A 12625-nucleotide genomic window follows, 5' to 3' on the forward strand; every position below is an offset into this window, starting at 1 on the left:
GCTTGCAGAAGATGGATATGATATTTAGAAAGATGGAACTCGATGATATCGCTCAAATTGTAGCTATTGAAGAAGCATCTTTTTCAACGCCTTGGACTGCAGATGCCTTTCACCGTGAGTTAACGATGAATGAACATGCACATTATGTTGTGCTAGAAAAAGATGGTCGTGTAATTGGGTATTGTGGATTGTGGATAATTATTGATGAATCACATATAACAAATATAGCTATTTTGCCAGAATACAGAGGTCAAAAGCTAGGAGATGCTTTATTGAAAGAAGTTATTTCTGAAGCGAAAGATCTAGGGGTAAAAACGATAACACTTGAAGTACGTGTATCAAATGAAGTAGCAAAGCAGTTATACAAAAAATACGGATTTCAAAATGGTGGAATTCGTAAACGATACTATGCAGACAATCAGGAAGATGGTCTCGTAATGTGGGTGAATATATAATGGAAAAAAATACGATTATACTTGGTATTGAAACAAGTTGTGATGAAACAGCAGTAGCAGTTGTTAAAAATGGAACGGAAATTATTGCGAATGTTGTTGCATCACAAATTGAAAGTCATAAACGTTTTGGCGGAGTTGTACCAGAGATTGCATCTCGTCATCATGTAGAAGAAATTACAGTTGTGTTAGAAGAGGCTTTAAAAGAAGCAAATATCACATTTGATGATATTGATGCAATTGCTGTAACAGAAGGACCTGGTTTAGTAGGAGCGCTTCTAATAGGCGTAAATGCAGCGAAAGCAGTGGCTTTTGCACATGATATTCCTCTAGTGGGTGTTCATCATATCGCCGGGCACATTTATGCGAACCGTTTAGTAAAAGAAGTTCAATTCCCACTACTATCACTTGTTGTATCTGGTGGACATACGGAGCTTGTTTATATGAAAGAACATGGTTCATTCGAAGTGATTGGTGAAACAAGAGATGATGCAGCTGGAGAGGCATATGATAAAGTAGCTCGTACGTTATCTATGCCATATCCAGGTGGCCCTCATATTGATCGCCTTGCACATGAAGGGGAACCAACAATCGTTCTGCCTCGTGCATGGCTAGAACCTGATTCGTATGATTTCAGTTTTAGTGGATTGAAATCAGCAGTTATCAACACTGTGCATAACGCAAAACAACGCGGGATAGAAATTGCACCAGAAGATTTAGCAGCAAGTTTCCAAGAGAGTGTAATAGATGTACTTGTAACGAAAGCATCTCGTGCAGCGGAAGCGTATAACGTAAAGCAACTGCTTCTTGCTGGTGGAGTAGCTGCGAATAAAGGACTTCGCGCACGTTTGGAAGCGGAATTTGCGGCAAAAGAAAATATTGAGCTAATTATTCCTCCATTATCTTTATGTACCGATAATGCAGCAATGATTGCAGCGGCAGGTACAATTGCATATGAACAAGGAAAACGTGCTACATTAGCTTTAAATGCAAATCCAGGATTAGATATTGAAGCATAGTTATGCACAAAATTAACCACAGCTTGTGGATAAAACCCATATTATCTGTTGATAATGTGGGTTTTATTGTGTATATAAAATGTTGATAACTTTTTTGTTAATTGTGGATAATGTGGAAAAGTTGTTTTGGGGTTTATTTTACAAAGGTGGATATGTGTATAAACTTGTGGATAAATCAGATGAAGTCTGACCTTTAAATGTATTCTTTTTCGGGAAATAAATAACAAGAAGATATCTCTAAAAAACATTTTGAAATGCGCTCTTATGATAGGAGTTATTAACAATGTCAAACTTTGTCGGTAAATCGATATGTCGTGTCGAATTGTTTATACAATATGACGTTCATCCCAACTAAAAGACAAAAAGGATGTCGCATAGTCAAAAATCCTGACTTATGAGACATCCTTCTTATTCATACTTTTATAAATGTAATTCTTCCCATTCTGCCATACATGCATCAAGTTGCTCTTGTAGTGTTTGCTTTTTCGTTGTAATTTCACTAGCCTTTTCATAATCTGCATATATTTCTGGTAAGCAAAGTTGATCTTCTAACGTAGCAATTTCTTCTTCAAATTCTACAATATTTTGTTCTAGCTCCTCAATTTTTCGAGTGCGTTGACGTTCTAATTGTTTACGCTCTTTTTCTTCGAGATAATTTAATTTTTCTTGAGCTACAGTTTTTTGAACAGGTGCTTGGTTTTCTTGCTGTTCTTGTTGTTCAAATGCTGCGCGTTCAATCATTTCATTTTTCTTTTCAACGTAGTAATCATAGTCCCCTAAATATTCCTGTGCACCTTCTGTTGATAACTCAACAACGGTCGTCGTTACACGATTAATAAAGTAGCGGTCATGTGAGACAAATAGAAGGGTGCCTGGATAATCAATTAAAGCATTCTCCAAAATCTCTTTACTATTTAAATCAAGATGGTTCGTAGGTTCATCTAGAATTAATAAATTCGATTTTTGCATCATAAGTTTTGCAAGAGCTAATCGAGCTTTTTGTCCACCACTAAGGGAAGATACTGGTTTCAGTACATCATCTCCTGTGAATAAAAAATTCCCAAGTATAGTACGGATTTCTTTTTCGGGCTGCAATGGATATTCATCCCATAACTCATTTAAAACTCGCTTAGAAGATGTTAAGTTCGCTTGTTCTTGATCATAATAACCAACAGATACATTGGATCCAAAAGAAACATTACCATTTAATAGTGGTAACTTATTCACAAGTGATTTTAATAATGTGGATTTCCCAATTCCGTTTGGACCAACTAAAGCAACGCTATCCCCGCGAGTTAAGCGCATAGTTACATGTTCAATAATAGGATCCTCATCATAGCCGATAGTTGCATCCTTTACTTGTAAAACATCATTTCCACTTTGTTTTTCGATATCGAAGTGGAAGGATGCTGACTTAGAATCACCTAATGGTCTAGTCAATAATTCCATTCTATCTAATTGTTTACGACGGCTTTGCGCACGTTTTGTCGTAGATGCGCGAGCTATATTTTTTTGAACGAAATCCTCAAGCTTAGCGATTTCATCTTGTTGTTTTTCATAACGTTTCATGTCTTGCTCGTATAATGCTGATTTTAAGTCTAAATATTTACTGTAGTTACCAACAAATCGTCTGCTTTCTTTATTCGAAATTTCATATACTTGTGTAACGAGTTTATCTAAGAAATAACGGTCATGAGAAACGATTAGTATTGCGCCAGGATAGCCTTGTAAATATTGTTCAAGCCATGTCAATGTTTCGATGTCTAAATGGTTTGTAGGCTCGTCCAAAATAAGTAGGTCTGGTTTCGTTAATAATAATTTACCGAGAGCTAATCTTGTTTTTTGTCCACCGCTTAATGTAGAAATCGTCGTCTGGTGCGTTTCAACTGGGAAGCCAAGACCACTTAAAATCGAGCGAATATCTGCTTCGTACTGATATCCACCTTGATCTTTATAATCTAATTGTAATTGGTCATAGTCAGCTAATAATCTTTCATATGTAGCCTCGTTTGAAAAGTTTTCTTCTTTTCCCATCTCTTGCTCTAGCCTTCGAAGTTTTGTCTCCATTTGTTGCAAGTGTGTAAAGACGGTTAACATTTCATCCCAAATTGTTAAAGACGTTTCTAACCCGGTATTCTGAGCTAAATATCCGATTGAGACATCTTTCGGTTTTATAATTTCGCCACCATCATGGGATAGCTCACCAGCTATTATTTTTAATAATGTAGATTTTCCGGCTCCATTTCGTCCGACTAATGCGATACGATCTTTCGTTTGAACTTCTAATTTTATGTTTGCAAGAATCGTTTCTGCACCGTATAATTTCGTAAGCGCGTTTACTTGTAATAAAATCAATGTTTTCACCTCAAATAATTTCTTAACTTTGCCATGTTTATATTTCTCAATCATACTAAAAATAGTGTATAGTTTAAAATAAAGAGAGAATACTGCTTCTCTTTATTATACAGGGAAATTCATGAGTGCTAAACTTCTGTATTTGATTCAAGTATATGAATAAAGATAGGAAGAGAGGAGAGGTTATATGGATCAGCAAAAAATTCCACAGGCCACTGCCAAACGATTGCCTCTATACTATCGATTTATCCAAAACTTATCTCTTTCTGGTAAGCAACGTGTTTCATCAGCCGAATTGAGCGAAGCGGTAAAAGTTGATTCCGCAACGATTCGAAGAGATTTTTCATATTTTGGAGCGTTAGGGAAAAAAGGTTATGGATATAACGTAAATTATTTATTATCATTTTTCCGTGAAACACTCGACCAAGATGATATAACACGTGTAGCGCTTATTGGAGTAGGTAATTTAGGGACCGCTTTCTTACATTATAATTTCACGAAAAATAATAATACAAAAATTGAAATGGCGTTTGATGTTAGTGAAGAGAAAGTCGGGACAGAAATCGGGGGCATTCCTGTATATCATTTAGATGAATTAGAAGAACGTTTATCAACTGATATACAAGTGGCAATATTAACAGTACCCGCTACAGTAGCACAATCTGTAGCAGATAGATTGGCAGAAACGAATGTGCATGGTATTTTAAATTTCACACCAGCACGCTTAAATGTGTCAGACAATATAAGAATTCATCATATTGATTTAGCAGTAGAGCTACAAACACTGGTTTACTTTTTGAAGAATTATCCACAATAAAACGCAGAGGAAGCAACCTCTGCGTTTTATTATTGTTTTTTCTTTGTGAATTTAACTAAGATAAGGCGAAGTGCCAAATTAAAATCAATTGTTGCCATAACTGCGAATAGTATTGTCCACATATTCCAGATTGTATCTGTTACGTTCGTAATGGCGAAGCGTGTAAAGATACATCCTAGAAGGAAGTACAATGCAGCCATGAACAATGGTGAGTTTCTCATACTAAAAATCCTCCGATAAAGCCTTGCATTTTTTCAGCTTCTTTAATCATTTCTTGAATTTGTTCATTGCTCATTAAAACTTGAGCAACTGCAACTAATGTATTCATTGCGACATGAGCTGCGATAGGGACGATAATACGCTTCGTTTTTACATATAAAAAGGCGAATACGAGTCCCATAGAAGTGTATACCAATAAGTGAGTGAAATCAAAATGAATTGCTGCGAATACAAGAGAACTAATGATAGCAGCAATAAAGAAGTTAAACTTCTTATAAAGTGTACCAAATAAAATTTTTCTAAATACGATTTCTTCTAAAATAGGTCCGATTATAGATATGACGATAAGGAACCAAGGTGTCGTTCTTGCGATGTCCATAAGTCTTTCTGTATTTTCAGAGCCAGGTGTAATCCCTAATAACCGCATTTCGATCATACCGGCAATACTTTGTGAAAATAGTGCTAAGAAAAATCCGATGAAAATCCATCCAACTGTAGCTGGAACAGTAGAGCGCATTTTATCTAAATGCCTGTCACGAATATCTGTTCTAAGTAACCAAAGTACGATACATAATGCAATAAAGAAGCTAATGATTGCCCAGTGGCCAGTTATGAGTTGAAATTTCTCTTCTCTAGTAAATCCCCTGTTATCATAAAGTCCAGTTTTCAGCAGAAGTGGTAATCCAGCAATGGATGATAACTGCATTAAAATGTATGTAACGATAACCCACCAATATTGTTTTTTCAAATGGTTTAACCATCCTTTCTAACTCTAGTGTATGAGATAAGGTAGGATAACATGTAAGTATGCTACCTACGATATAAACCTCACTTAAATTATGTTTTTTTCGTAAATCCTTATTTGAAATTATAATAGAAGACAGGAGAAAGTTGTGTGTGTAGCGAAAACAACTTAGGGTGTCCTTTCATATTGTAACATACGAGTAGTGGAAACAACGATTCATATAGTAAAGGTAGAAGAAGAGGGACTCTATATAGAAAAGTGTATAGCTTAATTTGCGAAAAAATTATGATTTTTTTACTTGCAAAAGAAATTGAGATTATTTATTATTATAAGTGTGTTAGCACTCGAGTGACTTGAGTGCTAATAAATAAAATTTACATAACAAAATGAGGAGGTTATTGTTCATGCTAAAGCCATTAGGTGATCGCGTTGTAATTGAGCTTGTTCAAGCAGAAGAAAAAACAGCAAGTGGTATTGTATTACCAGACACTGCAAAAGAAAAACCACAAGAGGGTAAAGTTATTGCAGTAGGTACTGGTCGAGTGCTTGAAAATGGTGAGCGTGTTGCTTTAGAGGTAGCAGCAGGTGATCTTATCATCTTCTCAAAATATGCAGGTACTGAAGTGAAATACGAAGGTACTGACTACTTGATTTTACGTGAAAGTGACATTTTAGCAGTTATCGGTTAATTATATAAATCTTAAAAAATTCAAGGGGGTCAATTATTATGGCAAAAGATATTAAATTTAGTGAAGAAGCACGTCGTTCGATGCTTCGCGGTGTCGACACTCTTGCAAACGCAGTTAAAGTAACGCTTGGACCAAAAGGTCGTAACGTTGTACTTGAGAAAAAATTCGGTTCACCACTTATTACAAATGACGGTGTAACAATCGCAAAAGAAATCGAATTAGAAGATGCATTCGAAAACATGGGTGCAAAATTAGTAGCAGAAGTTGCTAGCAAAACAAATGATGTAGCTGGTGACGGAACAACAACTGCAACTGTATTAGCACAAGCTATGATTCGTGAAGGTCTTAAAAACGTAACAGCTGGTGCGAACCCAATGGGTCTTCGTAAAGGTATCGAAAAAGCTGTTACTGCTGCAATTGCAGAATTAAAAGAGATTTCTAAACCAATCGAAGGTAAATCTTCTATCGCACAAGTAGCTGCTATTTCTGCGGCTGACGAAGAAGTTGGTCAATTAATCGCTGAAGCAATGGAGCGCGTTGGTAACGACGGTGTTATTACTTTAGAAGAGTCTAAAGGATTCACAACAGAATTAGACGTAGTAGAAGGTATGCAATTTGATCGTGGATATGCATCTCCTTACATGATTACTGATTCTGACAAAATGGAAGCAGTTCTTGATAACCCATACATCTTAATTACTGATAAGAAGATTTCTAACATCCAAGAAATCTTACCAGTATTAGAGCAAGTGGTACAACAAGGTAAACCACTTCTTATCATCGCTGAAGACGTAGAAGGCGAAGCTTTAGCTACATTAGTAGTGAACAAACTTCGTGGTACATTCAATGTAGTAGCTGTTAAAGCTCCTGGATTTGGTGACCGTCGTAAAGCAATGCTAGAAGATATCGCAATCTTAACTGGTGGCGAAGTAATCACTGAAGAATTAGGTCGTGACTTAAAATCTGCTACAATTGAATCTTTAGGACGCGCTGGTAAAGTTGTTGTAACGAAAGAAAACACAACTGTAGTTGAAGGTATCGGAAATTCACAACAAATCGAAGCTCGCATTGGCCAAATCCGTGCGCAATTAGAAGAAACTACTTCTGAATTCGATCGTGAAAAATTACAAGAGCGTCTTGCAAAACTTGCAGGTGGCGTAGCGGTAATTAAAGTAGGTGCAGCAACTGAAACTGAGTTAAAAGAGCGCAAACTTCGTATTGAAGATGCACTTAACTCAACTCGTGCAGCAGTAGAAGAAGGTATCGTTGCAGGTGGTGGTACTTCACTTATGAACGTATACACGAAAGTAGCTTCTATCGTAGCTGAAGGTGACGAAGCAACAGGTATCAACATCGTACTTCGCGCACTAGAAGAGCCAGTTCGTCAAATCGCAATCAACGCTGGTCTAGAAGGATCTGTAGTTGTAGAGCGTCTAAAAGGCGAAAAAGTAGGCGTTGGTTTCAACGCAGCTACTGGCGAGTGGGTTAACATGCTTGAAACTGGTATCGTAGATCCAGCTAAAGTAACTCGCTCTGCACTTCAAAATGCAGCATCTGTTGCAGCTATGTTCTTAACAACTGAAGCTGTAGTTGCTGACAAGCCAGAACCAAATGCACCAGCAATGCCTGACATGGGCGGCATGGGCATGGGCGGTATGGGCGGAATGATGTAATTCCGTTTGCCCTAAAAAACATCCATTTCTATATAGAAATGGATGTTTTTTTATGTTTTTTAGAAAAGGAAATGAATTTCTGTAGAATTTTGTCGCTTTCTCTCTTGACCATATCGATACTTCATTGTTAGAATCTAGGAAGATAATATAAAACGTTCCTTCATATATCCTCAAAGATAAGGTTTGAGAGTCTCTACCGGGTTACCGTAAACAACCTGACTATGAAGGCAGTGTGTCTTATATTTATAAAGAGCGGAGACTATCTTTCTTTATAAAGCCAGACCCCTGCCTTTTCTTTGTTATGAGACTAGAGGCGGAGGACTGGCTTTTTTTATTATATTAGTAATGCTTTTTGCCAAATTGGTGAAAATATTTATATACGAGAACTAACGTTGGGGTGATTATTTTGAAGAAGCAGCATGATACAATTATCGTTTTAGATTTTGGGAGTCAGTACAATCAGTTAATAGCACGTCGAATTCGTGAGTTCGGTGTATACAGTGAACTTCATCCACATACAATTACTGCAGAAGAAATTAAAGCAATGAATCCAAAAGGGATTATCTTCTCTGGTGGACCGAATAGTGTATACGGTGAAGGCGCATTACATTGTGATGAAAAAATCTTTGAACTAGGATTACCGATTTTCGGTATTTGTTACGGTATGCAGCTTATGACACAACACTTCGGTGGTAAAGTAGAACGTGCAAACCACCGTGAGTACGGAAAAGCTGTTCTTAAAGTAGAGAACGAATCAAAATTATATGCGAACCTTCCAGAAGAGCAAGTTGTATGGATGAGCCATGGTGACTTAGTAACTGGTTTACCTGAAGGATTCGTAGTAGATGCAACAAGTGAGTCTTGTCCAATTGCTGGTATGAGCAATGAAGACAAAAACTTATACGGTGTACAATTCCACCCAGAAGTACGTCACTCTGAGCACGGTAACGATTTAATTAAAAACTTCGTATTCGGCGCATGTGGTTGTTCTGAAGGATGGAACATGGAGAACTTTATCGAAGTAGAATTAGAGAAAATCCGTGAAACTGTTGGAGACAAAAAAGTACTATGCGCACTTAGTGGCGGTGTAGACTCTTCTGTTGTAGCAGTATTAATTCATAAAGCAATCGGCGATCAATTAACATGTATTTTCGTGGACCACGGTTTACTTCGTAAAGATGAAGCAGAAGGTGTTATGAAAACATTTAGCGAAGGCTTCCATATGAACGTTATTAAAGTGGATGCGAAAGAGCGCTTCATGAACAAGTTAAAAGGTGTAGAAGATCCAGAGCAAAAACGTAAAATCATCGGTAATGAATTCATTTACGTATTTGATGATGAAGCTTCTAAATTACAAGGAATGGACTTCCTAGCACAAGGTACACTTTACACGGACATCGTTGAAAGTGGTACAGCAACTGCACAAACAATTAAATCTCACCATAACGTTGGTGGACTTCCAGAAGACATGCAGTTCAAATTAATTGAGCCTTTAAACACGTTATTTAAAGATGAAGTACGTGTATTAGGATCAGAACTAGGAATTCCTGATGAGATCGTATGGCGTCAACCATTCCCAGGCCCTGGTCTTGGTATTCGTGTATTAGGTGAAATCACAGAAGAGAAATTAGAAATCGTTCGTGAATCTGATGCGATTTTACGTGAAGAAATTATTAAAGCAGGCTTAGACCGCGAAGTTTGGCAATACTTCACTGCGCTTCCTGGTATGCGCAGCGTAGGTGTTATGGGTGACGAGCGTACTTACGATTACACAGTAGGTATCCGTGCAGTAACATCTATCGACGGTATGACAGCTGACTGGGCACGTATCCCTTGGGACGTATTAGAGAAAATCTCTGTACGTATCGTAAACGAAGTAAAACATGTTAACCGTATCGTGTATGATATAACAAGTAAGCCACCAGCAACGATTGAGTGGGAATAGTATTATAAAAAAGATCCATCTATCATTTATGTATAGATGGATCTTTTTGTTTTCATCATTAATACGAACGAAAATACAAAAGTTTATAAAAATGTTCGTTTTTAAATTGACAAAAACCCCTTGTCGAGTTAATATGAGTATGTAATTCAAACGAAAAGTGAATATTATGCCGTCGTATAATATCGGGGATATGGCCCGAAAGTTTCTACCTAGCTACCGTAAATGGCTTGACTACGAGGCGTTTAGATAAAGATGAGGGGAAACTTGTCTTTATTCATAGAACGCTTCCATGTATATGCAATGGAAGCCTTTTTTATTTTTAATAGATAAAAGAGGGCTAGGGAGATTACGGCGAGTAATCATATAACGGGGGAAACGTAAGATGAAACGCTATTTTCAGTTTGATGAACTCGGTACGAATTATAAAACAGAGTTCATAGCAGGTTTAACGACATTTTTATCTATGGCTTATGTACTATTTGTCAATCCTGCTACGCTGTCACTTGGGAACGTTAAAGGGTTACCAGCAGGTACAGGAATGGATCCGGGTGCAGTATTCGTTGCTACAGCATTAGCAGCAGCGATTGGTTCGTTAGTTATGGGGATATTCGCGAAGTATCCAATTGCTTTAGCGCCAGGTATGGGAATTAACGCGTTCTTTGCTTATACGGCAGTGTTAACGATGGGGATTCCGTGGCAGACAGCAATTGCTGGAACGTTAATGTCAGGTATTATCTTTATTATTCTTACAGCTTCAGGTATTCGTGAAAAAATTATTAATGCAATTCCATCAGAGTTAAAGTTTGCAGTAGCGGCAGGTATCGGATTGTTCATTGCCTTCCTTGGATTCCAAAATGCCGGAATTATCGTGAAAAATGATGCTGTTCTTGTTGGGTTGGGGGATTTAACAAAGGGCACAACGTTACTAGCGATCTTCGGAGTTGTTACGACAATCATCTTCATGATTAAGAAAGTTAATGGTGCAGTGTTCTACGGTATGATTCTTACAGCAATCTTAGGAGTAGCAACAGGATTAATTGATACTCCGAAAGCCGTAGTGGGAGCAATACCGAGTCTAGAACCAACGTTCGGTGTGGCGTTAACTCACTTTGGAGACATTTTCACTGTTCAAATGGTGATTGTTATTATAACGTTCTTCTTTATCGATTTCTTTGATACAGCAGGTACACTTGTAGCGGTTGCGAATCAAGCTGGATTAATGAAGAATAATAAATTACCACGTGCAGGAAAAGCGTTATTCGCAGATGCGATTGCAACTGTAATCGGTGCGATCCTAGGTACATCAACAACAACGTCTTACATTGAGTCGTCTGCAGGGGTAGCAGCGGGTGGACGTTCTGGATTTACGGCAGTTGTAACAGCAGGGTTCTTCTTGCTAGCGCTATTCTTCTCACCACTATTAAGTGTTGTGACACCAGCTGTAACAGCGCCAGCACTAATTATTGTAGGAATCTTGATGGTTTCATCTTTAGGTGAAATTGATTGGAAGAAATTCGAGATTGCAGTACCAGCATTCTTTACTATCATTTCAATGCCACTTACGTATAGTATCGCAACAGGGATTGCGATTGGCTTTATCTTCTATCCAATTACAATGGTAGTAAGTGGTCGCCGTAAAGAGATTCATCCAATTATGTATGTTATGGGAGTTTTATTCGTACTATATTTCATCTACGTTCGTAAATAAAAGGGGTTTTTTGAAAGGTCTAGACTTAAGGGGAGTCTAGACCTTTTTTGCGTCTTCAGAAAATCTTAAGGATTTCCGAGCGTTTTTCTTCAGAAGTTTTTCTATAATAGAAGTTAGGGATTAAAAAAGTGATGGGGGAGATATTGTGGCACACGAAACAATACTTGTCGTAGATGATGAAAAAGAAATTAGGAATCTTATTACAATCTATTTAAAGAATGAAGGATATAAAGTATTACAAGCAGGGGACGGAGAAGAAGGGCTACGTTTACTGGAAGAAAATGAAGTGCATCTAGTTGTATTAGATATTATGATGCCGAAAGTAGACGGCATCCACATGTGTATGAAAGTAAGGGAAGAAAAAGAAATGCCAATCATTATGCTTTCAGCGAAAACACAAGATATGGATAAGATTTTAGGACTAACAACGGGTGCAGATGATTACGTAACGAAGCCGTTTAATCCGTTAGAGTTAATCGCAAGAGTTAAATCTCAGTTACGCCGTTATATGAAAATGAATGGTTTCGCTATACAAAATGAGGACGAGCTAGAAATTGGAGAGATGAAAATAAATATCTCAACTCATAAAGTCATTGTAGAGGGAGAAGAAGTGAAACTAACTCCGAGGGAATTTTCCATTTTAGAATTGCTATCTCGTAATCCAGGAATGGTTTTTAGCGCAGAGCAAATTTATGAAAAGGTTTGGAATGAACGATCTTTCCAGTCTGATAATACTGTAATGGTTCATATTCGAAAAGTACGTGAAAAGATTGAGGAGAATCCAAGGAAACCTAGATATATAAAAACAGTATGGGGAGTGGGGTATAAGATTGAAAAAGATATTTAATCCGTTTACTTATGTAAGGAAAATAAGACAATTAATTGAGAAATTAGTAAAGAGTGTACGAAAGAGTATAAGAATTCAATTGATTACTGCTTTTGCTGCTTGTGCGTTATTAGGAGTCTTTTTTGCAAAGGGAGCTGCACCATTTTTTGAGAATGC

At 37.3% G+C, this 12625-nt stretch carries 12 protein-coding genes and 2 riboswitches (1 of these 14 only partly in view); of the genes, 9 read left to right on the plus strand and 3 right to left on the minus strand.

The window, feature by feature from the left end:
* Nucleotides 1-11: 11 nt before the first annotated feature.
* Entirely contained in the window at nt 12-455 is a 444-nt protein-coding gene (gene rimI, locus KZZ19_RS01500; RefSeq protein WP_237982766.1) for a ribosomal protein S18-alanine N-acetyltransferase, read from the plus strand.
* A complete protein-coding gene (tsaD, locus tag KZZ19_RS01505) occupies nt 455-1471 on the plus strand; it encodes a tRNA (adenosine(37)-N6)-threonylcarbamoyltransferase complex transferase subunit TsaD (protein WP_088094895.1) in 1017 nt (338 codons plus the stop codon). The genes rimI and tsaD overlap by 1 nt, the downstream gene beginning before the upstream one ends.
* Before the next feature lie 420 nt (nt 1472-1891).
* Here tsaD and KZZ19_RS01510 read toward each other — a convergent pair whose 3' ends face one another.
* The gene (locus KZZ19_RS01510; protein ID WP_212667742.1) at nt 1892-3826 is read right to left on the minus strand and encodes an ABC-F family ATP-binding cassette domain-containing protein; all 1935 of its coding nucleotides are present in this window, start codon (nt 3824-3826) and stop codon (nt 1892-1894) included.
* 187 nt (nt 3827-4013) lie between these two features.
* On the opposite strand from KZZ19_RS01510, the gene KZZ19_RS01515 reads away from it, so the two are divergent.
* Entirely contained in the window at nt 4014-4643 is a 630-nt protein-coding gene (locus tag KZZ19_RS01515; RefSeq protein WP_000372703.1) for a redox-sensing transcriptional repressor Rex, read from the plus strand.
* 29 nt (nt 4644-4672) lie between these two features.
* Here the strand turns inward: KZZ19_RS01515 and KZZ19_RS01520 are convergent, their stop codons facing one another.
* Nucleotides 4673-4864 carry a YdiK family protein gene (locus KZZ19_RS01520; protein ID WP_001246201.1) on the minus strand — a complete coding sequence of 64 codons (192 nt, stop codon included), beginning with the start codon at nt 4862-4864 and terminating at the stop codon, nt 4673-4675.
* Nucleotides 4861-5610, minus strand: coding sequence for a CPBP family intramembrane glutamic endopeptidase (locus KZZ19_RS01525; RefSeq protein ID WP_237982767.1), 750 nt, complete (start codon nt 5608-5610; stop codon nt 4861-4863). Before KZZ19_RS01525 ends, KZZ19_RS01520 begins: the two co-directional genes overlap by 4 nt.
* 401 nt (nt 5611-6011) lie before the next feature.
* Between KZZ19_RS01525 and groES the strand changes: the two genes are divergently transcribed.
* The 6 genes from groES to ampS form a co-directional block, all read left to right on the plus strand.
* On the plus strand, nt 6012-6296 hold the full coding sequence (groES, locus tag KZZ19_RS01530; protein ID WP_000917306.1) for a co-chaperone GroES: 285 nt from the start codon (nt 6012-6014) through the stop codon (nt 6294-6296).
* Between the two features lie 38 nt (nt 6297-6334).
* Nucleotides 6335-7969: a chaperonin GroEL gene (gene groL / locus KZZ19_RS01535; RefSeq protein ID WP_001029984.1), complete on the plus strand. Its 1635-nt coding sequence runs from the start codon at nt 6335-6337 to the stop codon at nt 7967-7969.
* 140 nt (nt 7970-8109) lie between these two features.
* A riboswitch (purine riboswitch) is annotated at nt 8110-8211 on the plus strand.
* Between the two features lie 164 nt (nt 8212-8375).
* On the plus strand, nt 8376-9914 hold the full coding sequence (gene guaA / locus KZZ19_RS01540; protein WP_131701109.1) for a glutamine-hydrolyzing GMP synthase: 1539 nt from the start codon (nt 8376-8378) through the stop codon (nt 9912-9914).
* A 152-nt stretch (nt 9915-10066) separates the two neighbouring features.
* Nucleotides 10067-10168, plus strand: a riboswitch (purine riboswitch).
* A gap of 128 nt (nt 10169-10296) precedes the next feature.
* Entirely contained in the window at nt 10297-11622 is a 1326-nt protein-coding gene (locus KZZ19_RS01545) for an NCS2 family permease (RefSeq protein WP_088094897.1), read from the plus strand.
* Nucleotides 11623-11767: 145 nt separating this feature from the next.
* On the plus strand, nt 11768-12469 hold the full coding sequence (locus tag KZZ19_RS01550; RefSeq protein WP_088094898.1) for a response regulator transcription factor: 702 nt from the start codon (nt 11768-11770) through the stop codon (nt 12467-12469).
* Nucleotides 12453-12625: the 5' portion of an aminopeptidase AmpS gene (gene ampS / locus KZZ19_RS01555; protein WP_237982770.1), read on the plus strand. The gene runs 1333 nt beyond the window's last position; only the first 173 of its 1506 coding nucleotides appear in the window; it begins with the start codon at nt 12453-12455; its stop codon lies beyond the right edge, outside the window. The genes KZZ19_RS01550 and ampS overlap by 17 nt, the downstream gene beginning before the upstream one ends.

It is taken from the genome of Bacillus thuringiensis (assembly GCF_022095615.2).
GTDB lineage: Bacteria > Bacillota > Bacilli > Bacillales > Bacillaceae_G > Bacillus_A > Bacillus_A cereus_AG.